The 23829-nt window shown below is 60.7% G+C and carries 23 protein-coding genes and 1 pseudogene; 12 read left to right on the top strand and 12 right to left on the bottom strand.

Going from position 1 to position 23829, the window contains the following annotated elements:
• Positions 1-60 precede the first annotated feature (60 nt).
• The gene (locus HU762_RS04995; RefSeq protein WP_186612674.1) at positions 61-306 is read right to left on the bottom strand and encodes a DUF1127 domain-containing protein; all 246 of its coding nucleotides are present in this window, start codon (positions 304-306) and stop codon (positions 61-63) included.
• Between the two features lie 179 nt (positions 307-485).
• Here HU762_RS04995 and HU762_RS04990 point away from each other — a divergent pair, with 179 nt between their 5' ends.
• Complete coding sequence (locus HU762_RS04990) at positions 486-1916, top strand: PLP-dependent aminotransferase family protein (RefSeq protein ID WP_186612672.1); 1431 nt, start codon at positions 486-488, stop codon at positions 1914-1916.
• Between the two features lie 37 nt (positions 1917-1953).
• Here HU762_RS04990 and HU762_RS04985 read toward each other — a convergent pair whose 3' ends face one another.
• From HU762_RS04985 to HU762_RS04975, 3 genes are all read right to left on the bottom strand, one after another.
• Positions 1954-4353 carry a fimbria/pilus outer membrane usher protein gene (locus HU762_RS04985; protein ID WP_238340352.1) on the bottom strand — a complete coding sequence of 800 codons (2400 nt, stop codon included), beginning with the start codon at positions 4351-4353 and terminating at the stop codon, positions 1954-1956.
• A gap of 17 nt (positions 4354-4370) precedes the next feature.
• On the bottom strand, positions 4371-5075 hold the full coding sequence (locus HU762_RS04980) for a fimbria/pilus chaperone family protein (RefSeq protein WP_238340351.1): 705 nt from the start codon (positions 5073-5075) through the stop codon (positions 4371-4373).
• Positions 5076-5212: 137 nt separating this feature from the next.
• On the bottom strand, positions 5213-5860 hold the full coding sequence (locus HU762_RS04975) for a DUF1120 domain-containing protein (RefSeq protein ID WP_186633702.1): 648 nt from the start codon (positions 5858-5860) through the stop codon (positions 5213-5215).
• A 308-nt stretch (positions 5861-6168) separates the two neighbouring features.
• Between HU762_RS04975 and HU762_RS04970 the strand changes: the two genes are divergently transcribed.
• Positions 6169-7695, top strand: a complete 1527-nt coding sequence (locus HU762_RS04970) for a phospholipase D family protein (RefSeq protein ID WP_186634430.1) — start codon at positions 6169-6171, stop codon at positions 7693-7695.
• 28 nt (positions 7696-7723) lie between these two features.
• Here HU762_RS04970 and HU762_RS04965 read toward each other — a convergent pair whose 3' ends face one another.
• Both HU762_RS04965 and HU762_RS04960 read right to left on the bottom strand, forming a co-directional pair.
• Positions 7724-8872 carry an MFS transporter gene (locus tag HU762_RS04965; protein WP_186633699.1) on the bottom strand — a complete coding sequence of 383 codons (1149 nt, stop codon included), beginning with the start codon at positions 8870-8872 and terminating at the stop codon, positions 7724-7726.
• Between the two features lie 149 nt (positions 8873-9021).
• Positions 9022-10515 (bottom strand): aldehyde dehydrogenase, encoded by a 1494-nt coding sequence (locus HU762_RS04960; RefSeq protein ID WP_186633695.1) that lies wholly within the window; start codon positions 10513-10515, stop codon positions 9022-9024.
• A 226-nt stretch (positions 10516-10741) separates the two neighbouring features.
• Between HU762_RS04960 and HU762_RS04955 the strand changes: the two genes are divergently transcribed.
• Entirely contained in the window at positions 10742-11104 is a 363-nt protein-coding gene (locus HU762_RS04955; RefSeq protein WP_186633691.1) for a cupin domain-containing protein, read from the top strand.
• Between the two features lie 77 nt (positions 11105-11181).
• On the opposite strand, the gene rpmG is transcribed toward HU762_RS04955, so the two are convergent.
• Complete coding sequence (rpmG, locus tag HU762_RS04950; protein WP_007894709.1) at positions 11182-11337, bottom strand: 50S ribosomal protein L33; 156 nt, start codon at positions 11335-11337, stop codon at positions 11182-11184.
• An 11-nt stretch (positions 11338-11348) separates the two neighbouring features.
• A complete protein-coding gene (gene rpmB / locus HU762_RS04945) occupies positions 11349-11582 on the bottom strand; it encodes a 50S ribosomal protein L28 (protein WP_003177273.1) in 234 nt (77 codons plus the stop codon).
• 447 nt (positions 11583-12029) lie between these two features.
• Between rpmB and HU762_RS04940 the strand changes: the two genes are divergently transcribed.
• On the top strand, positions 12030-13619 hold the full coding sequence (locus HU762_RS04940; RefSeq protein ID WP_186633688.1) for an ABC transporter substrate-binding protein: 1590 nt from the start codon (positions 12030-12032) through the stop codon (positions 13617-13619).
• A 6-nt stretch (positions 13620-13625) separates the two neighbouring features.
• On the opposite strand, the gene radC is transcribed toward HU762_RS04940, so the two are convergent.
• Positions 13626-14300 (bottom strand): DNA repair protein RadC, encoded by a 675-nt coding sequence (radC, locus tag HU762_RS04935; protein ID WP_186633685.1) that lies wholly within the window; start codon positions 14298-14300, stop codon positions 13626-13628.
• Positions 14301-14445: 145 nt separating this feature from the next.
• Here radC and coaBC point away from each other — a divergent pair, with 145 nt between their 5' ends.
• The 4 genes and pseudogenes from coaBC (at position 14446) to argB (ending at position 18694) form a co-directional block, all read left to right on the top strand.
• Positions 14446-15654: a bifunctional phosphopantothenoylcysteine decarboxylase/phosphopantothenate--cysteine ligase CoaBC gene (coaBC, locus tag HU762_RS04930; RefSeq protein ID WP_186633682.1), complete on the top strand. Its 1209-nt coding sequence runs from the start codon at positions 14446-14448 to the stop codon at positions 15652-15654.
• A gap of 4 nt (positions 15655-15658) precedes the next feature.
• Positions 15659-16114: a dUTP diphosphatase gene (dut, locus tag HU762_RS04925; RefSeq protein ID WP_186633679.1), complete on the top strand. Its 456-nt coding sequence runs from the start codon at positions 15659-15661 to the stop codon at positions 16112-16114.
• 251 nt (positions 16115-16365) lie between these two features.
• A pseudogene (locus HU762_RS04920) lies at positions 16366-17769 on the top strand (phosphomannomutase/phosphoglucomutase); the annotation flags it as partial.
• A 19-nt stretch (positions 17770-17788) separates the two neighbouring features.
• Entirely contained in the window at positions 17789-18694 is a 906-nt protein-coding gene (gene argB, locus HU762_RS04915) for an acetylglutamate kinase (RefSeq protein WP_123426174.1), read from the top strand.
• A gap of 192 nt (positions 18695-18886) precedes the next feature.
• Here argB and pyrE read toward each other — a convergent pair whose 3' ends face one another.
• Positions 18887-19531 carry an orotate phosphoribosyltransferase gene (pyrE, locus tag HU762_RS04910; protein WP_186612653.1) on the bottom strand — a complete coding sequence of 215 codons (645 nt, stop codon included), beginning with the start codon at positions 19529-19531 and terminating at the stop codon, positions 18887-18889.
• A gap of 82 nt (positions 19532-19613) precedes the next feature.
• Here pyrE and HU762_RS04905 point away from each other — a divergent pair, with 82 nt between their 5' ends.
• The gene (locus tag HU762_RS04905; protein WP_003177265.1) at positions 19614-20393 is read left to right on the top strand and encodes an exodeoxyribonuclease III; all 780 of its coding nucleotides are present in this window, start codon (positions 19614-19616) and stop codon (positions 20391-20393) included.
• Positions 20394-20502: 109 nt separating this feature from the next.
• Here the strand turns inward: HU762_RS04905 and HU762_RS04900 are convergent, their stop codons facing one another.
• Together HU762_RS04900 and rph are read right to left on the bottom strand one after the other, a co-directional pair.
• The gene (locus HU762_RS04900; protein ID WP_186615200.1) at positions 20503-20871 is read right to left on the bottom strand and encodes a DUF4870 domain-containing protein; all 369 of its coding nucleotides are present in this window, start codon (positions 20869-20871) and stop codon (positions 20503-20505) included.
• A 30-nt stretch (positions 20872-20901) separates the two neighbouring features.
• Complete coding sequence (gene rph / locus HU762_RS04895) at positions 20902-21624, bottom strand: ribonuclease PH (protein WP_186633673.1); 723 nt, start codon at positions 21622-21624, stop codon at positions 20902-20904.
• A gap of 269 nt (positions 21625-21893) precedes the next feature.
• Here rph and HU762_RS04890 point away from each other — a divergent pair, with 269 nt between their 5' ends.
• From HU762_RS04890 to rpoZ, 3 genes are all read left to right on the top strand, one after another.
• Positions 21894-22757, top strand: coding sequence for a YicC/YloC family endoribonuclease (locus HU762_RS04890; protein WP_186633670.1), 864 nt, complete (start codon positions 21894-21896; stop codon positions 22755-22757).
• Positions 22758-22769: 12 nt separating this feature from the next.
• The gene (gmk, locus tag HU762_RS04885) at positions 22770-23390 is read left to right on the top strand and encodes a guanylate kinase (protein WP_047735756.1); all 621 of its coding nucleotides are present in this window, start codon (positions 22770-22772) and stop codon (positions 23388-23390) included.
• 166 nt (positions 23391-23556) lie between these two features.
• A complete protein-coding gene (rpoZ, locus tag HU762_RS04880) occupies positions 23557-23820 on the top strand; it encodes a DNA-directed RNA polymerase subunit omega (protein ID WP_003177259.1) in 264 nt (87 codons plus the stop codon).
• Positions 23821-23829 lie beyond the last annotated feature (9 nt).

Below are 23829 nucleotides of genomic sequence, written 5' to 3'. Positions count from 1 at the left end.
CCGTGGCGAGGGAGCAAAGCTTCCTCGCCACAGGGTTTCGTACTCATTTTTCATCTAGCTTCAAAGCCGCCAGAACGGCTTGAGGCCTTCTGCCCGGGCCTGCTCCCGGGTCAGCCCGATGTCTTGCAACTGTTCGGGTGTGAGCTCCAACAAGGCTTTGCGTGTATGCAGGCGATGCCAGAACAGGCCCCAGCGACTCAGGCCGGACGGAGCATTGCGCAACATTGCCTCACGCAGCCCCTTTTCCTGCCCTGCCACCAGTTCCTGACTGTGTAACGTCAGCCGCACATCGCTCAAGCCGTTCATTTTTGATCGCTCCTGTTTACTTGGGTAGCCAGAGCTTTCATGATGCGCGGACAGACAAAAGCAATACAGATTCAAAGAATGTCTTTTATAAGCATACAGAACCGACATTTTTACGACTGAATTGTAATTTTGTGCCCCATCTGTATCGGTTCCGTCTTCTATTTCATCGGGATTGCACCATGACCCTCTACGTGAACCTCGCCGAACTGCTCGGTACTCGCATCGAACAGGGCTTCTACCGCCCAGGCGACCGGCTGCCGTCGGTGCGCGCCTTGAGCACGGAACATGGAGTCAGCCTGAGCACCGTCCAGCAGGCCTATCGCGTGCTGGAGGACAGCGGGCTAGCGACGCCGAAACCCAAATCTGGCTATTTCGTCCCGGTCAGCCGTGAATTGCCGGACCTGCCGGCGGTAGGTCGTCCGGCCCAGCGCCCGGTGGACATCTCCCAATGGGACCAGGTCCTGGAACTGATACGCGCCGTACCGCGCAAGGACGTGGTGCAACTCGGGCGCGGCATGCCCGACATCCATTCACCGACGCTTAAACCGTTGCTACGCAGCCTGGCGCAGATCAGTCGACGGCAAGACATGCCCGGCCTGTATTACGACAATATCTATGGCAACCTCGAGTTACGTGAACAGATCGCCCGGCTGTCCCTGGACTCCGGCTGCCAGCTGGGCGCCAACGACCTGATCGTCACCACCGGCTGTCACGAAGCATTGTCAGTGAGCGTACGCGCCACTTGCGAACAGGGCGATATCGTCGCAGTGGATTCGCCAAGCTTTCACGGCGCCATGCAAACATTGAAGGGCCTGGGCATGAAAGCCCTGGAAATTCCCACCGACCCGCTCACCGGTATCAGCCTGGAAGCATTGGAGCTGGCACTGGAGCAATGGCCGATCAAGGCCATACAGTTGACGCCCAGCTGCAATAACCCGCTGGGCTACATCATGCCCGAGGCCAACAAGCGCGCCCTGCTGACCCTGGCGCAACGCTTCGATGTGGCGATTATCGAAGACGATGTGTATGGCGAATTGGCCTACACGTACCCCCGTCCGCGCACGATCAAATCCTTCGACGATGACGGCCGCGTCCTGCTCTGCAGTTCTTTTTCCAAGACCCTTGCACCGGGCCTTCGAATTGGCTGGGTTGCACCGGGTCGATACTTGGAGCGGGTGCTGCACATGAAATACATCAGCACCGGCTCCACCGCCCCGCAACCGCAGATTGCAATCGCGGAGTTTCTCAAGGGTGGGCATTTCGAACCCCATCTGCGCCGCATGCGCACCCAATACCAGCGCAATCGCGACGTCATGATGGATTGGGTCAGCCGCTATTTTCCCCAAGGCACCCGCGCGAGCAGACCCCGGGGCAGCTTCATGCTCTGGGTCGAATTACCCGAGGGTTTCGATACGCTGAAGCTCAATCGCCTGCTCCATGACCAGGGTGTGCAGATCGCTGTCGGCAGCATCTTTTCGGCGTCAGGCAAATACCGCAATTGCCTGCGCATGAACTACGCCGCCAGGCCGACCCCGCAAATTGAAGAAGCCGTGCGCAAGGTAGGGGCCGCGGCTATCAGGTTGCTGGACGACACCCCTGCACTTTCATGAATGTCGTTCAGCCCGGCGTCTTGGATGATTTGGCGCGTCACCCCGTCTGACAGACCACGTCGGCGCTGTCATAGGGTCCTGAAGACACTGGCAAGCGTCCAGTGTCCAGCTCCAGGCTGCAAGCACGGTCATCGGGCAGCATCACCCGCAGCTGAACCACGGCAGGCGCGTCGTCAAGATACACCAGGCCCGTATCGACTACCGTGGTCAGGTACTGACTGTGCTGGTCATACACGCCAAAGCCCTTGGTCACCGGCGCCCCATCCTCGGTGCGAATATTCAGCATCAGGCGACGTACCGAGCCAGCCTGGAAGTCGAGGCGTGGCACCGCTCCGCGTGCGACCTGTACTTCCTGAAAACCGTTGGGGACATCAAGGTTGCGCGGCAGGCTCGTCGTGTCGATTTCAACCCGACTGACCCGGTAGGCGGGCAAACTGGACGCCACCGCGCGACCCGCGGCGTCGGTCCAGACGGGACCGTGGGGCGTGCCGATCTTGACCCCCGCGTCATCGCCGACCTTGATCAGGCCAAAGGTGTCTCGCAACGGATAAGGCGAAGGCGTCACGCCGTCCTCGTGCAAGGCCAAGCCACCACGCAGGGCCATATCATAATGACGGCCCCCAGCGTCGCCGCGAGAGAAGCCGAGATCAATGCTGGTATAACGGGGCAAGCCGCTGAGCCTGGCGTTGAGATCGTCTCGACCAGTGGCCGAGCGGTCGACGCCGATGCTGTAGCCCAGGCCATCGCTGACCTGCTCTGCGTAACGGGCTCCGGTACGCAACCCTCGGACATCATCCTGGCGGGCAAAAGTGCTGATCCTCCGATTGCGCCCCAAGGGCAAGCTGAGGTTGGCGGACACACCGGTGTTGCGTGTTTGTCCGACCCGATCATGTTGTGCGCTCAATGATAAAGTCGTCCTGTCGAATGTTTGCGACCAGGCTGTGCTGATCCGTGCAGCATCCCGCCCCGCGACCCCGGAATAGCGCGTCAGCGATCCGCTGAGCGCTCCCCATCGCGGATCCGCGTGTCTCAAGGAAATTGCCCAATGACGCTCTGCCCAGGCGAGCCGATCATCGGCCCTGGAGGTCAGCCCCGTCTCTGCCAGATGCTGGAAACCTTTACTGCGTCGCCCCGTGGTCAACCCGACGGACAGCCCCTCCCCCAAAACCGTACTGACCGCCGCCTGCAAGTCGTGTCCCTGGGTACCCCGGGCCGTTCTCGAACCCAGCTGCTGGAACCGCGCGGTCATGTTCCGCGTCAGTGCCTGGTCAATTCCCCAACCCACGGAGCGATATTCGTCAGCGCCCATCAGCCCCGCGCTCAGCTGCGTTATCGGCCCCAACCGCCAGTCCCGGCTCAGGGCAAGAAATGACGGCGTATCGCGCCCATCCTGGTTGAGTCGCCGTACCTTACCGGCCGCCAGCGCATAACTGGGCACGGCTCCCAGGCTCACGGGACGCAGATTGGCTGCGGGCACACGGAAATCGCGGCGCTCGCCGTTTTCTTCCAGAACGCTGACCTCCAGATCCAGACGCTCGCTGAGCAGCGGCAAATCGTTCAGAGTGAAAGGCCCGGCGGGGACCAGCGTGTTATAGATCACCACGCCGCTCTGCCGGACTTCAATTCGTGCTGTCGAGTAGGCCAACCCCTGCACCAACGCCCCGCTGCCCAGGCCGTTTGCGACCTGCGACAGCGCCGTTTCAGGCAAGATCTGCACGCCTAGAAACGGTTCTCCCGCAAACAACGCTGAACGCATATTCAATTGGCCCAATTGAACCTGCGCTCCGTAGCGCTCCCACGTCTTTGACGCCTGGGTGTACAGCGTTTCGAAGCGCGCCACCCCATCAAACGAGGTGTAGTTCTGGCGACTGCGCACCACCCAATCACCGGCGTTGAATCCCAACTCGGTGCCTAAGCTGCGGTACTGGCTGGATTGCCCGTCGGCGGTACCCGCCACCATCAGCGCATCGTAATTGAGGACCCCGGCCATCCCGCCCGAAGTCCAGGCTTTCGGCTGGGTCGCCGGCGCAAGCAACCAATCGGTGGGTACCAGCAGGCGGACCAGGTTCTGCCCCGGTTCAAGCCATACCTGAGCGCCGGCCAGCCCTTCGGCGATCGGCAAGCACTGTGTTTCTACAGACTCAGGATACAAGCCTGATGGTGCGGCTATCCCCGCCCGCTCAAGCAGACGCGCATCCAGGCATGGCTGTCCTGACTCATCAAAAATGGCCGATGCTTGCACCGCCGAGGCCCCGTTGATGCTCAAGGAAATCCGATTGCGTCCAGCCGGAAATCGCGGTGCATGGCGAAAATACTCGGCAATCTGTGGATCGACTCCCCGAGCCTCCAGTACCGAACGATCGAACCCGGCATAGGCCTGGGCCATGCTTTCGGCTTGTATCGCCCCAAGCAGGGCCATGCCGACGGCCAGGCGCAAACAGGCCTCAAGATGCACTATTGCAAACTCAAGTGTGCGTCGTAACTGTCAGTTGCAAAACCGTAGGTGGTTGCCGGAACCAGCCGGACGTGAGTACCCAGGCTTGAAGTCGTGCTCAGGGTCAGTGTCTCTCCGGGCAGAATATAAGTGCGTCCCAGGTCCAGCATCGCACCACCGGGAACCAGGCTCACCGAGCCAGCCAGCCGGACCACATACGGGCTGGGATTGTTCACGCGGACCATGCCACCCTTGGCGCTCCAGACCAGCCGCCGCCAGGGTGCTCGATCTACCGCGAGCCCGGCCGGGCGAAGAATTACCGGGATGTTCTGCCGCACGCCCATGGTGATCTGCGCACCACTGGCCGCCGGACGCGACTGGATACCCTCGAACACCACGCGCTTGAGCCGCTCCGTCTTCAGGGGAGCGGCACTGTGCAGGATAAAACGCACTTGCTGGCTCTGGCCCGGTTCGACCCGGGCCACTGGCGGACTCACTACCAGCAAGTGCTCTTCATCCTCTGGAAGATGAATGACCGAGCTATGCAGCAATGCCGGCTGAGCATCGGTGTTCCTGACAGTCAATGTCGCCTCGCCCTTGCCTTCGTCGACGATCACGACTGGCGTTTCCGGGACCATTCCGGCTCCCTGGGCGCTTTGGACGGTAAATGCCAGGCACAGCACCGCGACCGCGCTGAGCATCGGGGAAGGTGTTGGAAAAAACATGGGAATCTCCAGAGGGCATCGGTCAGGCCAGCAGTACAAACGGCTTCGCCTAGACCCCGCCGTCCCGCAGGAGCGTGGCCCTTTCAGGCGAACAGGCGGTTTTCAGGCGCCTGTCACGCTCCGTCATATGTCAGGACTCAGAGGTAGAACACATCGAACGTCACCGAGCCGTCGAGATCGAACTCGTCGTTGGTCGGCGGCAGATCGGAGGTCGGGCGAATGGCCGCGACGACCTGCATCGGGAAGGCATGCAGACGGGCAGCGGCTGGGCCAGCCAGGGCATTGGGCCCCCACGAATAAGTCGGCGTATTGGCGACCAAGCCGTTGCTGGACACCTGCCAGGCCGGGTTGGCGGCCGTTCGCATCAGCAAGCTCTGCGGGTTTCCATCAGCCATCGGCTGACCGGACAACAGACCGAAACCACCGATACCCTCGCCTTGGGTGCTGCCCAGGCCAAAGTAAAGATCGTTATCGCGACGACTATTGAAAACCAACCCCGGCACCTTGCTAGGGCCGCGGTTATCGGTGACGGCAATTTCCAACGCTGCCGGTGCGTCACAGGAAATTTGCAGCATGATGTCCCGAGGTGGCAGATCGTTTTGCTGGTTAGGGTCCAGGGTCGAGGAGAAGATCCGTCCCAGGTTGACCTCGCTGCCGCCGGCAAATGCCGGGATGCAAGAGGTCGGGATAACCCGGCCAGTCACGTTCAAGTCGACATTGGCCGCTTGGGCGGCGAACGGGATCAACGTGGCGGCCAGCGTGCTGGCGAAAATAATAGTTTTCATACTCACGTACCTGTGAAATGGCTGGAAGACCTCGGTGCAGCAACTTCGGACTTCGCCGCTGCAAACGCCGGCGCATAGTTACCTGTCGCACAGGATTTTTCTGTAGGAAAAAGCTCCATTCAGGAAGGTACTTTTCAACCAGGCTCGTAGCCTTCTCAGCCTATGAGGGCACTGGGACTTCCCGAGCTGCGTCTTAGGGTTGGGATGGACGTGAGAAATCAGAAGCCGTGCCATACTTCGCTCTCCACGATGCCGGGTGACTCCATTTGAGACAGAATTTTGTCCTGCCCCTCACGCTGTTGCTCGCCATGTTGCTCAATGGCTGCGCGAGCCTTGATGGAGCGCGCGAGCCCAGCCAGGCGTTGCCGGCGATGGGTTCTGCCTTTGGCCGTTCGGTTCAGGCCCAGGCTGCGCCACATGAGGGTCGCTCGGGCTTCCGCCTGCTTTCCGACAGCACCGATGCCTTCATCGCCCGGGCCGAGCTGATCCGCCATGCGCAAAGCAGCCTCGACTTGCAGTACTACATCGTTCACGACGGCATCAGCACGCGGATGTTGATCGATGAGCTGCTCAAGGCCGCTGACCGGGGCGTGCGGATCCGGATTCTGCTGGATGACACCACCAGCGATGGCCAGGACCAGACTATCGCAACCCTCGCCGCTCACCCCCAGATACAGATCCGCCTGTTCAATCCGCTGCACCTGGGGCGCGCCACTGGCGTCACCCGCAGCCTTGGACGTCTGTTCAACCTGTCACTGCAACACCGCCGCATGCACAACAAGCTGTGGCTGGCGGACAACAGCATGGCCATCGTCGGCGGCCGCAATTTGGGGGATGAGTATTTCGACGCCGAACCAAACCTGAACTTCACCGACATCGACTTGCTCGGCGTCGGGCCGGTGGCCGAGCAACTGGGGAATAGCTTCGACCAATACTGGAATAGCGCACTGAGCAAGCCCATCGAACAATTCTTGTCCCATCAGCCTACTGCCAAGGACTTGGCCAACAGCCGCTTGCGCCTGCAACAATCGTTGGAGCAAACGCACAAGGAGAATCACGCGCTTTATCAGCAGTTGACCGCCTACAAGACCCAGCCCCGCCTGGACACGTGGCGCAAGCAATTGACCTGGGCCTGGAACCAGGCACTGTGGGACGCGCCCAGCAAAGTGCTGGCCAAGGATGAGCCAGACCCGCAGCTCTTGCTGACCACCCAACTGGCGCCGGAGCTGACCGGCGTCAGCAAAGAACTGATCATGATCTCGGCCTACTTCGTCCCCGGCCAGCCAGGCTTGGTGTACCTGACCAGCCGCGCCGATGCCGGCGTGTCGGTGAGCCTGCTGACCAACTCCCTGGAAGCCACTGATGTGCCCGCCGTGCATGGCGGCTATGCACCGTATCGAAAAGCCCTGTTGCAACACGGCGTGCGCCTGTTCGAACTGCGACGGCAGCCTGGCGACAGCGGCAGCAGCCCGCACCTGTTCTACAGCAAGTCCTACGGCGAGTCGGACTCCAGCCTGCACAGCAAGGCGATCATCTTTGATCGGCAGAAATCGTTCATCGGCTCGTTCAACTTCGACCCTCGTTCTGTGCTATGGAATACCGAAGTCGGCGTGCTGGTGGACAGCCCTGAGCTTGCCGGCCAAGTGCGCGAACTGGCCTTGCAGGGCATGGCGCCGACCCTGAGTTATCAGGCCCGGCTCGATGATGCGGGTGAGCTGGTTTGGACCACCGAAGACAACGGCAAGCTGCACGACCTGGATCGCGAGCCAGGCAGCTGGTGGCGCCGGTTCAACGCGTGGTTCGCCACGACGATCGGGTTGGAGCAGATGCTTTAGACGCCGATCGTTTTCATGGCAAGCGAATTTATGAGCGGGCCGCTTGTGTCGCGCCGAACGCACCTTGGCGCAACAACAGCATGACCAACCCGAACGCGCCCGCCGCCATGAACAAGGGCAGCGCATGCCCGCTGACCCACTGGCTACCCGCCCCCGCCACCAGTGGACCGACCAGGCATCCGATCCCCCATAGCTGGGCAATATGGGCGTTGGCCCGGACCAGCGCATCGTCGCGGTAACGCTCGCCGATCAGGATCAGCGACAAGGTGAACAATCCTCCCGAGCTGGCACCAAACAGCACCCACAACGGCCAGATGAACACCGTGTCGATCAGCAACGGAACCGCCAGGCTCGATAACATCAGCGCGACCGCACAACCGGTGAACAACGACCGACGCGACAGGCGATCAGCGAGCGCACCAATGGGCAGCTGCAACAAAGCATCACCCACCACCACCGTACTGACCATGGCCAGCGCAATATCGGCGCTAAAGCCTTGGCGCAGGCAATAGACCGGCAACAACGTCAAGATCATCGCCTCGAACGCCGCGAACAATGACACGGCCCAGCCAATCGCCGGCAACCCTCGGCAAAAGCCCCAGAGATCCTTGAACGTGACACCGCTGGACTCGCTGGTGGGCGCACCCGTGCGGCCGAGCAACAGCAACGGCGAAACCAGGAGCAGGCCGACGCCCACCCAAAAACCGTAGTCATGGTCAGTCCCCAGCGCGCCGAGCAACAAGGGGCCGGACAGTTGGCTCAGGGCATAACTGCTGCCATACAGCGCCACCAATCGCCCGCGCCATTGCTCGATGACCAACTGATTGATCCAGCTTTCACCCAGGATGAACACCAGAGTCAGGACCACGCCAATCAGTAGCCGCAGAAGCAACCAGACCGGATAGCTCGGCAAGAGCGCGAGCAGACCGATGGACAACGCCCCACCCCACAGGCAGAGGCGCATCAATGCGGCCGTGCCGAAACGCGCCGCCAACCGGCTCGAAACCTTCGCCCCTACCAGCACGCCAATCGCCGGCATGGCGGCCATGACGCCAATGGCGAACGAGCCGTAACCCCAGCCCTCCAGGCGCAGCGACACCAGCGGCATGCTCACGCCCAGGGCCAGGCCGACACTCAGGACCGACGCCAATACGGCGAAATAGGTCGCCCAACGCATTTCCACGCTCCTGTGGACAATTGACTTCCAACCCTGCACAAAACGAATGTGAGAGCGGGCCTGTTCACGAAGACGGCTTCCCATTCAACAGCCAGGTTGAGTGAGGCTCCGCCTTCGCGAGCAAGCCCGCTCCCACAAGGTTTTTACAGTTACAGCTTGATCCAGGTCGCCTTCAGTTCAGTGTACTTGTCGAACGCATGCAGCGATTTGTCGCGACCGTTGCCCGACTGCTTGAAGCCACCGAACGGCGCCGTCATGTCGCCGCCGTCGTACTGGTTGACCCACACGCTGCCGGCGCGCAGTGCCTTGGCGGTCAGGTGAGCCTTGGAAATGTCCTTGGTCCATACTGCCGCAGCCAGGCCGTATGGCGTGTCGTTGGCGATCTGGATGGCCTCTTCGGCGCTATCGAAGGCAATAACCGACAACACCGGGCCGAAAATTTCTTCCTGGGCGATTTTCATCGCGTTGCTCACGCCGTCAAAAATCGTCGGCTCGACGTAGGTGCCGCCGGATTCTTCGAGAATCCGCTTGCCGCCGGCCACCAGCTTGGCGCCGTCGCTGTGACCGGCCTCGATGTAGGACAGCACGGTATTCATTTGCTGGGTATCGACCAGGGCGCCGACGTTGGTCGCCGGATCCAGGGGATTTCCAGGCTTCCAACCCTTGAGGGCTTCGATCACCAACGGCAGGAACGTGTCCTTGATGGATCGCTCCACCAACAGACGTGAGCCGGCAGTGCAGACCTCGCCCTGGTTGAAGGCAATGGCGCTGGCGGCGGATTCGGCGGCGGCCTGCAAGTCGGGGGCATCGGCGAACACGATGTTCGGGCTCTTGCCGCCGGCTTCCAGCCAAACGCGCTTCATGTTGGATTCACCAGAGTAAATCATCAATTGCTTGGCGATTCGGGTGGAGCCGGTGAACACCAGCGTATCGACGTCCATGTGCAACGCCAGGGCCTTGCCGACGGTGTGACCGTAGCCCGGCAGGACGTTCAGCACACCTTTCGGGATACCGGCCTCGATAGCGAGGGCCGCAATGCGGATCGCAGTCAGCGGGGATTTTTCCGATGGTTTCAGTACCACGGAGTTACCGGTGGACAATGCCGGGCCGAGCTTCCAGCAGGCCATCATCAGCGGGAAGTTCCATGGAACAATGGCGCCGACCACACCGACCGGTTCACGAGTCACCAGACCCAACTGGTCGTGGGGAGTCGCTGCCACTTCATCGTAGAGTTTGTCGATCGCCTCACCGCTCCAGCTCAAGGCTTGGGCAGCACCGGGCACATCGATGTTCAGCGAGTCGCTGATCGGCTTGCCCATGTCCAGGGTTTCCAGCAGGGCCAGCTCTTCGGCGTTCTGTTTGAGCAGGCCTGCGAAGCGAATCATGGTGGCTTTGCGCTTGCTCGGCGCCAGGCGCGACCAGACGCCGGAATCGAACGTGGCGCGAGCATTTTCGACAGCACGCTGGGCGTCGGCCACGTCGCAGCTGGCGATTTTGCCCAGCAGGCGGCCATCGACCGGACTGAGGCAATCAAAGGTTTCGCCGGACACCGCATCGGTGTATTCACCGTTGATGAAGGCGCGGCCTTCGATCTTCAGGTCGCGGGCGCGCTGTTCCCAGTCGGCACGAGTCAGGGTGGTCATGCGAGTGTCCTCCTCTTGTTGGATACGAACGCCGCGTCATGCGCAGCGCTCAAGAATTCTGCTCGGCGCTATTTTCGGCACAGGGCACCCACCACCCTAAACCAGCCGCCGCTAATGTTTCAATATATTTGACACAACACCCGCAAACGGCCTTGCGATGTTCGTTTTAATAAACATAGACTTTGCCTTACCAGCCATTCGCGCCGCACAGACCGGGGACTACCGCATGAGCATTCAGGACATCGTCGATTTCAGCCAGGCCAATACCACCGCCGACCGCTATCGCCCGGACCCGGCCAAGGTGCTCAAGGGTGATCCCGAACAAACCGTCTTCAATCATTACAACAGCCCATGCGGACAGATGAACGCCGGGGTCTGGGAAGGCGCGGTCGGCCAGTGGACGGTCAACTACACCGAACACGAGTACTGCGAAATCGTCCAGGGCGTTTCCGTGCTGCGGGACAACGATGGCAACGCCAAGACCCTGCGGGCCGGCGACCGCTTCGTGATCCCAGCCGGGTTCAAGGGCACCTGGGAAGTGCTGGAGCCGTGCCGCAAGATTTATGTGGTGTTTGAGCATAAAGCCTGAAATCCACCCTCAGGAACCGGCAACAAAAAAGGCCCGTATCTCGCGATACGGGCCTTTTTTGTAAGAGGGAAAATCAATTACTTGATTTTGCCTTCCTTGTAGATCACGTGCTTGCGAACAACCGGATCAAATTTCTTGATCTCGATTTTGTCCGGGGTAGTACGCTTGTTTTTGTCGGTAGTGTAGAAGTGACCAGTACCGGCGCTCGAGATCAAACGAATCAATTCACGCATGATTAGCTCCCTTAAACCTTGCCATCGCGACGAAGTTCGGCCAGCACGACACTGATGCCACGCTTGTCGATGATACGCATGCCCTTGGCAGATACGCGCAGACGCACAAAACGTTTCTCTTCTTCAACCCAGAAGCGGTGATGCTGCAGGTTCGGCAGGAAACGACGACGGGTTTTGTTGTTTGCGTGGGAAATGTTATTCCCAGTCACCGGACCCTTACCGGTAACTTGACAGACTCTCGACATGCCTCAGCCCTCTAAAACCACATGCCCAACCCGGCATGGGTTGGCCGCTTAATCTCTCAGTCATTTGGCGCCAGGCGCCGCGTTTCTTTAAGGGTCTTACCGGCTACACCTACAGTGAAGGAACCGGGCCCCTAGAAAAGAGCGCTGCTTTATACCAGAAAGACCCAGGCACAACAACAGCCGGTGTGATTTGTCTTGCTGGGAAAACCTCGCCCGGCAGCCCCAGGCGGCTGGCGCAAGGGCCGGCGGCGTCCTGACCGCTCGTCGCGGCATGCAGATTTTTTTCGGCCGACGGTAAGTCCAGGCCGCTCACGCACCGGCAAGCCGCAGCAAAGAGTGCCGGAAAATGCAAAAGGGGGATAGTCATTTGCGAGCGAGCCCACTAGGGTAGACCTTTTCCAGACTGCACTCGCAGATGGGCCTCCGACCTGCACAGGAAATCAAATCATGCGCCTCGCTGCCCTATCACTGATGCTCGCCCCTCTGCTGATCAGCCCGCTGGCCCAGGCCGCCGCACTGAGTGTGTGTACCGAGGCCAGCCCGGAAGGATTCGATGTCGTCCAATACAACTCGCTGACCACCACCAACGCCTCAGCCGACGTGCTGATGAACCGCCTGGTGGACTTCGACACGGCCAGCGGCAAAGTGGTCCCGAGCCTGGCCGAAAGCTGGGAAGTCTCGTCCGATGGCCTGGCGTATGTCTTCAAGCTGCGCCCACGGGTCAAGTTCCACCACACCGACTACTTCACGCCGCGCCGCGACCTGACCGCCGAAGACGTCAAGTTCAGCTTCGACCGCATGCTGGATCCGGCCAACCCTTGGCACAAGGTCGCGCAAAGCGGCTTCCCTCACGCCCAATCCATGCAACTGCCGGCGCTGATCACGAAGATCGATGCGCTGGATCCATTGACGGTGCGCTTCACCCTCGACCATGCGGATTCAACTTTCCTGGCGACATTGAGCATGGGTTTCGCGTCGATCTATTCAGCCGAATATGCCGACCAGTTGATGAAAGCCGGCAAGCCGGAACAACTCAACAACCAGCCCATCGGCACTGGCCCGTTCATATTCAACCGGTTCCAGAAGGACGCCTCGATTCGCTACAAGGCCAACGGCGACTACTTTGGCGGCAAACCCCAAGTGGATCCGCTGATCTTCGCCATCACGCCGGACGCCAACGTTCGCTTGCAGAAATTGCGGCGTAACGAGTGCCAGATCGCCTTGTCGCCCAAGCCGCTGGACGTACAGGCCGCCAAGCAAGAGCCTACGCTGAAAGTGGAACAGACCGAGGCCTTCATGACCGCGTTCCTGGCGATCAACAGCCAGCATCCACCATTGGACAAGCCCGAAGTCCGACAAGCCATCAACCTGGCCTTTGACAAGCCCAGCTACCTGAAGACCGTTTTCGAGGGCACCGCCGAAGCTGCCAACGGCCCTTACCCGCCCAATACCTGGAGCTACGCCAAAAACCTGCCTGGCTATGCCCATGACCCGGCCAAGGCTCGTGAGCTGCTGGCCAAGGCCGGACTGAAGGAAGGCTTCAAGACCACCATCTGGACCCGCCCCTCCGGCAGCCTGCTCAACCCCAATCCGAGCCTTGGCGCGCAGTTGCTGCAATCGGACCTGGCGCAAATCGGCATCCAGGCGGAAATCCGCGTGATCGAATGGGGCGAACTGATCCGCCGCGCCAAGGCCGGCGAACACGACCTGCTGTTCATGGGCTGGGCAGGCGACAACGGCGACCCGGACAACTTCCTCACCCCGCAGTTTTCCTGCGCGGCGGTGAAATCCGGCACCAACTTCGCCCGTTACTGCAATCCAGACCTGGACAAGCTGATCGGCGCCGGCAAGACCACCAGCGAACAAGGCGTGCGCTCCAAGCTCTATGAGCAGGCCCAGGCTCAGATCCAGCAACAGGCCCTGTGGCTGCCCTTGGCGCACCCCACGGCGTTTGCCCTGACCCGCAAGGATGTCCAGGGTTACTCGGTGAGCCCGTTTGGTCGCCAGGATTATTCGAAGGTCAGCCTCAAGCCGTAAGCTGCTTCACATCCACCCATACTCCGCCATGGACAGCGGCTCCCCATCGCCAACGATAAAATGGTCGAGCACCCGCACATCGATCAGCTCCAGTGCTTCCTGGAGCCGTTCGGTGAGCATCCGGTCGGCCTGGCTGGGCTCGGTGTTGCCGGAGGGGTGGTTATGGCACAGGATCACAGCGGCGGCGTTATTGGCCAGGGCGCGCTTGACCACTTGCCGGGGGTGAACGCTTGCGCTGTCGATAGAGCCTCGAAACAGCGCCTCGAAAGCCAGCACCTGATGCTTGGAATTGAGAAACAGGCAACCAAACACCTCGTGAGGCTCGTGGCGCAGCATCGACTTCAGGTATTCACGAACCGCATATGGGCTTTCCAGCGTGGTCTTTTCCCGCGCCCGTTCGGCCAGATGCCGACGACTCATTTCCTGAGCCGCTTGCAACTGGGCAAACTTCGCCGGACCGAGTCCCATGTGCTTGCTGAAAGTGATCTGATCCGCTTCAAGCAGCGCGCGCAGGCTGCCGAATTGAATCAATAGTTGTCGCGCCAGATCCACCGCGCTTTTGCCGGACACTCCGGTTCGCAAGAAAATCGCCAGCAACTCGGCGTCTGAAAGACTCCCCGCCCCCAGCGCCAACAACCTTTCCCGCGGCCGCTCGGCTGCGGGCCAATCCCGAATACTCATGGTATCTCCCTGATAGTGGGCGCCGCTGTTCCGTAGCGGGCGCTGTGATATCTTAGCCCATCTTTTTTGCAGGCGATTTGCACCCTGGCAGGCTGTTGCCAAGGGGTTCGCCTTGCACTGACCACTGAAATCGAAAGGCAGGCCTATGCAGCGGCTGTATCGGAAACGCATCGTTCTGGGCGTCGGCGGCGGCATCGCCGCCTACAAGAGCGCCGAGCTGGTTCGCAGGCTTATCGACCAGGGCGCGGAAGTGCGGGTCGTCATGACCCGCGGCGGCAGTGAATTCATCACGCCGCTGACCATGCAGGCATTGTCCGGACACCCGGTCCACCTGGATTTGCTCGACCCCGCAGCCGAGGCTGCCATGGGCCACATCGAACTGGCCAAATGGGCCGACCTGGTCTTGATTGCCCCGGCCACCGCCGACCTGATCGCCCGTTTGGCCCAAGGTATCGCCAATGATCTGCTGACTACGCTCGTACTTGCCACCGACGCCGTGGTCGCCGTGGCACCAGCAATGAACCAGGCCATGTGGCGCGACCCGGCCACCCAGGCCAACCTGCAATTGCTCGAAAGTCGTGACCTCAAGGTTTTTGGCCCAGCCTCGGGCAGCCAGGCGTGTGGCGATGTCGGCATGGGCCGGATGCTGGAGGCTACCGATCTGGCCCAATGCGCCGCCGACAGCTTCAAGCGCGAGGCCCTGACCGGCAAGCATGTGCTGATAACCGCCGGACCGACCCAGGAAAACATCGACCCGGTGCGCTACATCACCAACCACAGCTCGGGGAAAATGGGCTTCGCCCTGGCCGAAGCAGCCGTCGAGGCGGGCGCCCGAGTGACGTTGATCACCGGCCCGGTGCATCTGCCAACCCCGGACCGGGTCACGCGTATCGACGTGGTCAGCGCCCGGGACATGCTCGCGGCCTGCGAAGCGGCCATCCCGTGCGACCTGTTCATCGCCTCGGCAGCCGTCGCGGACTACCGCCCCGAAGTCGTCGCCCCGCAAAAATTGAAGAAAGATCCTACCAGCGGCGATGGCCTGCTCCTGCAAATGGTGCGCAACCCTGACATCCTGGCCACCATCGCCACTCGCCCCGATCGTCCGTTCAGTGTGGGTTTTGCCGCCGAAACCGAACATTTGCTCGACTACGCCGCGCGCAAGCTCAAGGACAAGAACCTCGACTTGATCGTCGCCAATGACGTCGCCAACCCGAGCATCGGCTTCAACAGCGAAGAAAACGCCTGCAGCGTGATCGACCGCCAGTTGCACGCCACACTTTTCGCCCAGACCAGCAAGGGCAAGATTGCCCGCCAACTGATCACTTTTATCGCCGACCGGCTGAACCAGGTTTAACTTCATGCACGCTCTACAAGCCAAAATCCTCGACCCACGCATTGGTAACGAATTCCCGCTACCGCAATACGCCACACCGGGCTCCGCAGGCCTTGACCTGCGGGCGATGCTCAAGCAGGACACGATCCTGGAACCGGGCCAGACCCTGCTGATTCCTACCGGCCTGTCGGTCTACATTGGCGATCCCGGCCTGGCCGCGCTGATCCTGCCGCGCTCGGGCCTGGGCCATAAGCACGGCATCGTGCTGGGCAACCTGGTCGGCCTGATCGACTCCGATTACCAAGGCGAATTGATGGTGTCGTGCTGGAATCGCGGCCAGACCGCTTTCAATATCCAGGTGGGCGAGCGTATTGCCCAATTGGTATTGGTGCCGGTGGTCCAGGCACACTTCGAGCTGGTCCAGGAATTCGACGAGAGCCAGCGCGGCGCCGGCGGTTTCGGACATTCCGGCAGCCACTGATCCGCCGTTCCAGGCCGGGCGTCGTGCGCGGCCGCTTTATTAAGCTTCTGTTTCAGGACGAAAAATGCGCAACGGGTCCCGACGACGTTTCCCATCCGGAATCAACGTTTTAGACCGTTCAGGCTGGGGTAACGCTATCTCATGGCACTTTCCCACCGCGAACTCTCTGTCAAAAACGCCGTCATACCCTTCAGCTTGAGCCTGCCGACGCCCGTCGTCGGCCTGTCCAGTCACTTTCCTGATAGAGCGCCCCGCCCATGAACACCCCAGCCGCAATCGCCCCAATCTTCCCTGACAGCATCTTTCGCGCCTACGACATCCGTGGCGTGGTGCCGGAAACCCTGACGGCTGAAACCGCCTACTGGATCGGCCGGGCCATCGGCTCCCAAAGCCTGGCCCAGGGCGAACCCAACGTGAACGTTGGCCGTGACGGCCGCTTGTCCGGCCCGGAGCTGGTCGAGCAGTTGATCAAAGGCATCGCCGACAGCGGCTGCCACGTCACCGACGTTGGCCTGGTACCGACACCGGCACTGTATTACGCCGCCAACGTACTGGCCGGCAAATCCGGCGTGATGCTCACTGGCAGCCACAACCCGTCGAACTACAACGGCTTCAAGATCGTCATCGCCGGCGACACCCTCGCCAACGAGCAGATCCAGGCCCTGCACACTCGCCTCAAGACCAACGACCTGAGCAGCGGCCAGGGCAGCGTGACCAAGGTCGATATCCTGGAGCGCTACAACGACGAAATCGTCAAGGACGTGAAGCTCGCCCGCCGCTTGAAAGTGGTGGTCGACTGCGGCAACGGCGCGGCCGGCGTGATCGCCCCACAACTGATCGAAGCGCTGAACTGTGAAGTCATCCCACTGTTCTGCGACGTGGACGGCAACTTCCCCAACCACCACCCGGATCCGGGCAAGTTGGAAAACCTGCAGGACCTGATCGCCAAGGTCAAGGAAACCAATGCCGACCTGGGCCTGGCCTTCGACGGCGACGGCGACCGCGTGGGCGTGGTGACCAACACCGGCAGCGTCGTGTTCCCGGACCGCCTGCTGATGCTGTTCGCCAAGGACGTCGTAGCACGCAACCCTGATGCGCAAATCATCTTCGACGTGAAATGCACCCGTCGCCTGATCCCGCTGATCAAGGAATATGGAGGTCGTCCGCTGATGTGGAAAACCGGCCATTCGTTGATCAAGAAAAAAATGAAACAAAGCGGCGCCCTGCTGGCCGGCGAAATGAGCGGCCACATCTTCTTCAAGGAGCGCTGGTTCGGTTTTGATGACGGTATCTACAGCGCGGCACGCCTGCTGGAGATCCTCAGCAAGGAGAAATCGACCGCCGAAGAGCTGTTCGCGACCTTCCCGAACGATATTTCCACGCCGGAAATCAATATCCATGTGACCGAAGAGAGCAAATTCAGCATCATTGATGCACTGCACGACGCCCAGTGGGGCGAAGGCGCCGAACTGACCACCATCGACGGTGTGCGGGTCGACTACCCACAAGGCTGGGGCCTGGTTCGCGCCTCCAACACCACCCCGGTGCTGGTGCTGCGTTTCGAGGCTGACAACGAGGCCGAACTGCAGCGCATCAAGGACGTGTTCCACACCCAACTCAAACGTGTTGCACCTGATCTCCAACTACCGTTTTGATTCACCACCGGAGCCCTGAATGACCCTCGAACGCGAAGCCGCCGCCAACACCGCCAAGGTCCTGTCCGAAGCGTTGCCTTATATCCGACGCTACGTCGGCAAGACCCTGGTGATCAAATACGGCGGCAACGCGATGGAAAGCGAGGAGCTGAAAACCGGCTTCGCCCGCGACATCGTGCTGATGAAGGCCGTGGGGATCAACCCGGTGGTGGTGCATGGCGGTGGCCCGCAGATCGGTGACCTGCTCAAGCGCCTGTCGATCGAGAGTCACTTCATCGATGGCATGCGCGTTACCGACGCGCAGACCATGGATGTGGTGGAGATGGTCCTGGGCGGCCAGGTGAACAAGGACATCGTCAACCTGATCAACCGCCACGGCGGCAGCGCCATTGGCCTGACGGGCAAGGACGCCGAACTGATCCGGGCGAAGAAGCTCACCGTGACCCGCCAGACCCCAGAGATGACCCAACCGGAAATCATCGACATTGGCCAGGTAGGCGAAGTGGTCGGCATCAACACCGACCTGTTGAACCTGCTGGTCAAGGGCGATTTCATCCCGGTCATTGCACCGATCGGCGTGGGCGCCAACGGGGAGTCGTACAACATCAACGCCGACCTGGTGGCCGGCAAAGTCGCCGAAGCACTGAAGGCCGAGAAGTTGATGCTGCTGACCAACATTGCCGGCCTTATGGACAAGACCGGCAAGGTCCTGACCGGGCTGTCGACCCAGCAAGTCGACGAGTTGATCGCCGACGGCACCATCTACGGCGGCATGCTGCCGAAGATTCGTTGTGCGCTGGAAGCGGTACAGGGCGGCGTTGGCAGCTCGCTGATCATCGACGGCCGGGTTCCGAACGCGATCCTGCTGGAGATCTTCACCGATACGGGTGTGGGTACGTTGATCAGTAATCGCAAGCGTCCATAAGCGACACCGGTAAAAAAAGACCCCGCTCAACCTGGTTGAGCGGGGTCTTTTTCATCACTTATTCAGATGATGCTTGTGTGGCGAGGGAGCTTGCTCCCGCTCGATTGTGCAGCGATCGCCAAAATGTTGGGGCCGCTGCGCGGCCCAGCGGGAGCAAGCTCCCTCGCCACCAGATCAAAATCAGGGGTCATTTCAAACGCCGAACTGCGCCCGATAAGCCTCAACCGCTGGTAAATGCTGCTTGAGCTGCGGATCGTCGGCCAAGAACTCCAGTACCTGGTTCAGCGACACAATGCTGATCACCGGGATGCCGAAGTCGCGCTCCACTTCCTGGATCGCCGACAGCTCACCGTTGCCGCGCTCCTGGCGGTTCAGGGCGATCAGCACGCCGGCGGCCTTGGCGCCTTCCTGGGAAGCGATGATCTGCATCACTTCACGAATAGCGGTACCGGCGGTGATCACGTCGTCAATGATCAAGACTTCGCCAGTCAACGGCGCGCCAACCAGGCTACCGCCTTCGCCGTGGGCCTTGGCTTCCTTGCGATTGAAGCACCAGGGCAGGTCGCGGTCGTGATGTTCGGCCAGGGCGACAGCAGTGGTGGCAGCCAGCGGGATGCCTTTGTAGGCCGGGCCGAACAATACGTCGAACGGGATGCCGCTCTCGACAATCGCCGCTGCATAGAACCGGCCCAACTGTGCCAGGGCGGTTCCGCTGTTGAACAGGCCAGCGTTGAAGAAGTACGGGCTGGTGCGCCCGGACTTGAGGGTGAATTCACCGAAGCGCAAAACGCCGCGATCGATGGCAAAGCGAATGAAATCGCGCTGATACGCCTGCATGAAAAAAGCCTCAAATACCGCGGATTTAGCTAAATAGGTACACGGCGTGTATCATACACGCACGTGATTTTTGGGGCCATTTATGCGGATCATCAGTGTGAACGTCAATGGTATTCAGGCTGCAGTCGAGCGTGGTTTGCTCAGTTGGCTGCAAGCACAGAATGCCGACGTCATCTGCCTGCAGGACACCCGCGCCTCCGCCTTTGAACTGGACGATGCAGCCTTCCAACTGGATGGTTACTTCCTTTATGCCTGCGATGCCGAAGTCCCCGCCCAGGGTGGCGTGGCTTTGTATTCGCGGCTGCAACCGAAGGCTGTCATCAACGGTCTCGGTTTCGAGACGGCGGACCGCTACGGGCGCTACCTGCAAGCCGATTTCGACAAGGTCAGCATCGCGACCTTACTGCTCCCTTCGGGGCAGAACGGCGATGAAGATTTGAACCAGAAATTCAAGTTGATGGACGACTTCGCCCGTTACCTTGATAAACAGCGGCGCAAACGTCGCGAGTACATTTATTGTGGCTCGCTGTACGTGGCGCAACAGAAGCTGGATATCAAGAACTGGCGCGACAGCCAACAATCTCCAGGATTCCTGGCGCCGGAACGCGCTTGGATGGACGAGATCGTTGGCAACATGGGTTATGTCGACGCCCTGCGTGAAGTCAGCCGCGAAGGCGACCAGTACAGCTGGTGGCCGGACAACGAACAGGCCGAAATGCTCAACCTCGGCTGGCGTTTCGACTACCAGTTGCTGACGCCTGGCCTGCGCCGCTTCGTACGCAGCGCTCGCCTGCCGCGCCAGCCACGGTTCTCGCAGCATGCGCCGCTGATCGTGGATTACGACTGGACGCTGACGATCTAAGCGCCATTCGTGCCTACAAAAAAAACCGACAGCGATGTCGGTTTTTTTATGGGCGCTGAAAAATCAACTGCGGGAGCGAGCTTGCTCCCACGAATACTCTTACTGATCGTTATTTAACCAACCGCCAGGTAAACGGATACCGATACGGCTGGCCTTCATTGGCCTTCACGCCACCAATGATGGTCAGCACCAACGCACCAATCGCCACCAGCCCAAACAGGAAGAAGCCGATAACCACGATCATCAGCAGCAGGCTGATCGCCGCGGCGATCGCCACGGTGATCTGGAAGTTCAGCGCTTCCTTGCCCTGGGCATCGATGAACGGGTCGGATTCACGCTTGAGCTGCCAGATGACCAGCGGCCCGATCAGCGAACCGAACGGAATAAAAATCCCCAATAGTGCGGACAGGTGACAGAACATTGCCCATTGACGCGCCTCTTTGCTCGGCTGGGGCAGCAGGACTTGCTCATCACTCATGACACTCTCCTTGTCTGAAGCGCAAAACGATCAGTCGGCCAACGCGGCCTTTTGCAATTCGAAGATTTCGTTCATGCCTTTCTTCGCCAGCTCCAGCATAGCGTTCAAATCTTGCGGCTGGAACGGTGCGCCTTCAGCGGTGCCCTGGACTTCGATGAAGCCGCCAGCGCTGGTCATGACCACGTTCAGGTCAGTCTCGGCGGCGGAGTCTTCCAGGTAGTCCAGGTCCAGCACCGGCTCGCCTTGGTACATGCCGACGGAAACCGCGGCGATCATCTGCTTGAGCGGGTCGCCGCCCTTGAGACCGCCACGCTTCTTGATCACTTTCAAGGCATCCACCAGCGCGACCATGGCACCGGTAATGGACGCGGTGCGGGTGCCACCGTCAGCCTGGATGACGTCGCAATCGACGTAGAGCGTCACGTCGCCCAGCTTCGACATGTCCAGCGCGGCACGCAGCGAGCGGCCGATCAAACGTTGGATTTCCAAGGTCCGGCCACCCTGCTTGCCACGACTGGCCTCGCGCTGGTTCCGTTCGCCAGTGGCGCGCGGCAGCATGCCGTATTCGGCGGTCAGCCAGCCCTGGCCCTGGCCTTTAAGGAAGCGAGGCACGCCGTTTTCGACGCTGACGGTACAGATGACTTTGGTATCACCGAATTCGACCAGTACAGATCCCTCGGCGTGTTTGGTGTAGTTGCGGGTAATGCGGATCGAGCGAAGCTGATCGGCAGCGCGACCACTTGGACGTTTCATAGGGGACACCTGTACAGAGGACGGAAAACTGCCGAGCATTATAGAGCCGCGAATCGCCATAGGGGCAGTTCTAAAAAGCTGACGCGACGAGTGAGGACGCTCAAAGCCCAGCCGACGGGCTGCAGCGCTTTGTTACCGGAGCTGTTTGGGCGCTTGCGTCGCACTGCGCTACAATCCTGCGCCTTTGCTGTCCTTCAGCATTTACCCACAGATCCCAGGCCTCACGACCACCGACCGGTCGTGGCCGGCCTGCATTGCGAGGAACCCCCATGGTGCACAGCATGACCGCCTTCGCCCGTGTCGAAAAGGCCGGCGCCCAAGGCACGCTGAGCTGGGAGCTGCGCTCGGTCAACAGCCGTTACCTGGAGCCGCACCTGCGCCTGCCCGAGTCCTTCCGCGATCTGGAAGGCGCCGTGCGCGAAGCGCTGCGCCAGGGCCTGTCCCGGGGCAAGCTGGAGTGCACCCTGCGTTTCACCGAAGAAACCACGGGCAAAGCCCTGCAAGTAGACCGTGAGCGCGCCGCGCAATTGGTCGCCGCCGCAGAAACCGTCGCCAGCCTGATCAACAATCCCGCCGCCCTGAATCCGCTGGAAGTCCTGGCCTGGCCCGGCGTGCTGGTGGGCGACGCGAGCGACCCGCAAGCACTGAATGCCGAAGCACTGGCGCTGTTCAATCAAGGTTTGAAAGAACTCAAGGCCGGTCGCGAGCGTGAAGGCTCGGAGCTGGCCCGGCTGATCAATGAACGCCTGACCTCCATCGAGGAAGACGTCGTCACCCTGCGCGAACTGGTCCCGCAGATGCTCGCCACCCAGCGCCAGAAAGTCCTCGACCGCTTCACCGACATGAAGGCCGAACTGGACCCGCAGCGCCTGGAACAGGAAATGGTCATGCTCGCGCAAAAGAGCGACGTGGCAGAAGAACTGGATCGCCTGAGCACCCACATCATCGAAGTCCGCCGGGTGCTCAAGTCCGGCGGCGCGGCCGGCCGCCGCCTCGACTTCCTGATGCAGGAACTCAACCGCGAAGCCAACACACTGGGCTCCAAAGCCTTCGACCCGCGCAGCACCCAGGCTGCGGTCAACCTCAAGGTGTTGATCGAGCAGATGCGCGAACAAGTGCAGAACATTGAGTAAGGCTAACCCGACATGACCCACAGCACCGGCACCCTCTACATCATTTCCGCGCCCTCGGGCGCTGGCAAGACCAGCCTGGTCAAGGCATTGATCGATGCCGAGCCGCAGATCCGCGTCTCGGTCTCCCACACCACTCGCGCCATGCGCCCGGGCGAAGTGAACGGCGTGAACTATCACTTCGTCGACCGGGAAGAGTTCGTGAGAATGGCCGAGCACGGCGACTTCCTCGAGCGCGCCGAAGTCTTTGGCAATCTCTACGGCACGTCGCAAAGCTACCTGCAGCAGACCCTCGACGAAGGTCACGACCTGATCCTCGAAATCGACTGGCAAGGCGCCGAGCAGGTGCGCAAGCTGATGCCCCAGGCCCGTTCGATCTTCATCCTCCCGCCGAGCCAGCAGGCCCTGCGCCAGCGCTTGACCAACCGTGGCCAGGACAGCGACGAGATCATCGAGGGCCGGATGCGCGAAGCGGTCAGCGAAATGAGCCATTACGTCGATTACGATTACCTGATCATCAACGACGATTTCGCCCATGCACTGGACGACCTCAAGGCCATTTTCCGCGCCAGCCAGCTCCAGCAGAAACGCCAGCAGCAACGTTTCGGTAAATTATTGGCCGAACTGCTGGGCTGAACCGCTCTTCCCAAAACCGCTGCGAGGGCTTTACATTGGTACTCGCAGCGCGCCGAGGGGCTGGTCAAAAAATCAGCGCTTCCCTAAACGCTGGTGTTTTTTTAAACTGTCGAGTCCGCTCGCCCAACCGGGCAGCGCGCATATTGCATTCGCTCCGAGGAATACCATGGCCCGCGTAACCGTTGAAGACTGCCTAGAACACGTGGAAAACCGCTTTGAGCTGGTCATGCTCTCTACCAAGCGTGCCCGTCAACTGGCCACCGGCGGCAAAGAGCCATTGGTCCAGTGGGAAAACGACAAGCCTACCGTGGTAGCGCTGCGTGAAATCGCCGAAGGCCTGATGAGCTACGAGTTCATTGCCAACGCTGAAATCGTTGAAGACGAACCGCTGTTCGCAGCGTTCGAGGACGAGTCCAACGAGGCGGTCTAAGCCTATGCC

This window comes from Pseudomonas sp. SWRI92 (assembly GCF_014268685.1).
In the GTDB taxonomy this organism is placed as follows: domain Bacteria; phylum Pseudomonadota; class Gammaproteobacteria; order Pseudomonadales; family Pseudomonadaceae; genus Aquipseudomonas; species Aquipseudomonas marvdashtae.
Note: the sequence above shows the minus strand (reverse complement) of the source record. Positions and strands in the feature narration are given on the sequence as shown.

Excerpts from the sequence above, each read along its gene's own strand:
- HU762_RS04995 (WP_186612674.1), bottom strand. The coding sequence starts at position 306 with ATGAACGGCTTGAGCGATGTGCGGCTGACGTTACACAGTCAGGAACTG.
- HU762_RS04990 (WP_186612672.1), top strand. The coding sequence starts at position 486 with ATGACCCTCTACGTGAACCTCGCCGAACTGCTCGGTACTCGCATCGAA.
- HU762_RS04980 (WP_238340351.1), bottom strand. The coding sequence starts at position 5,075 with ATGTTTTTTCCAACACCTTCCCCGATGCTCAGCGCGGTCGCGGTGCTG.
- HU762_RS04975 (WP_186633702.1), bottom strand. The coding sequence starts at position 5,860 with ATGAAAACTATTATTTTCGCCAGCACGCTGGCCGCCACGTTGATCCCG.
- HU762_RS04970 (WP_186634430.1), top strand. The coding sequence starts at position 6,169 with ATGTTGCTCAATGGCTGCGCGAGCCTTGATGGAGCGCGCGAGCCCAGC.
- HU762_RS04965 (WP_186633699.1), bottom strand. The coding sequence starts at position 8,872 with ATGCGTTGGGCGACCTATTTCGCCGTATTGGCGTCGGTCCTGAGTGTC.
- HU762_RS04960 (WP_186633695.1), bottom strand. The coding sequence starts at position 10,515 with ATGACCACCCTGACTCGTGCCGACTGGGAACAGCGCGCCCGCGACCTG.
- HU762_RS04955 (WP_186633691.1), top strand. The coding sequence starts at position 10,742 with ATGAGCATTCAGGACATCGTCGATTTCAGCCAGGCCAATACCACCGCC.
- rpmG (WP_007894709.1), bottom strand. The coding sequence starts at position 11,337 with ATGCGTGAATTGATTCGTTTGATCTCGAGCGCCGGTACTGGTCACTTC.
- rpmB (WP_003177273.1), bottom strand. The coding sequence starts at position 11,582 with ATGTCGAGAGTCTGTCAAGTTACCGGTAAGGGTCCGGTGACTGGGAAT.
- HU762_RS04940 (WP_186633688.1), top strand. The coding sequence starts at position 12,030 with ATGCGCCTCGCTGCCCTATCACTGATGCTCGCCCCTCTGCTGATCAGC.
- radC (WP_186633685.1), bottom strand. The coding sequence starts at position 14,300 with ATGAGTATTCGGGATTGGCCCGCAGCCGAGCGGCCGCGGGAAAGGTTG.
- coaBC (WP_186633682.1), top strand. The coding sequence starts at position 14,446 with ATGCAGCGGCTGTATCGGAAACGCATCGTTCTGGGCGTCGGCGGCGGC.
- dut (WP_186633679.1), top strand. The coding sequence starts at position 15,659 with ATGCACGCTCTACAAGCCAAAATCCTCGACCCACGCATTGGTAACGAA.
- argB (WP_123426174.1), top strand. The coding sequence starts at position 17,789 with ATGACCCTCGAACGCGAAGCCGCCGCCAACACCGCCAAGGTCCTGTCC.
- pyrE (WP_186612653.1), bottom strand. The coding sequence starts at position 19,531 with ATGCAGGCGTATCAGCGCGATTTCATTCGCTTTGCCATCGATCGCGGC.
- HU762_RS04905 (WP_003177265.1), top strand. The coding sequence starts at position 19,614 with ATGCGGATCATCAGTGTGAACGTCAATGGTATTCAGGCTGCAGTCGAG.
- HU762_RS04900 (WP_186615200.1), bottom strand. The coding sequence starts at position 20,871 with ATGAGTGATGAGCAAGTCCTGCTGCCCCAGCCGAGCAAAGAGGCGCGT.
- rph (WP_186633673.1), bottom strand. The coding sequence starts at position 21,624 with ATGAAACGTCCAAGTGGTCGCGCTGCCGATCAGCTTCGCTCGATCCGC.
- HU762_RS04890 (WP_186633670.1), top strand. The coding sequence starts at position 21,894 with ATGGTGCACAGCATGACCGCCTTCGCCCGTGTCGAAAAGGCCGGCGCC.
- gmk (WP_047735756.1), top strand. The coding sequence starts at position 22,770 with ATGACCCACAGCACCGGCACCCTCTACATCATTTCCGCGCCCTCGGGC.
- rpoZ (WP_003177259.1), top strand. The coding sequence starts at position 23,557 with ATGGCCCGCGTAACCGTTGAAGACTGCCTAGAACACGTGGAAAACCGC.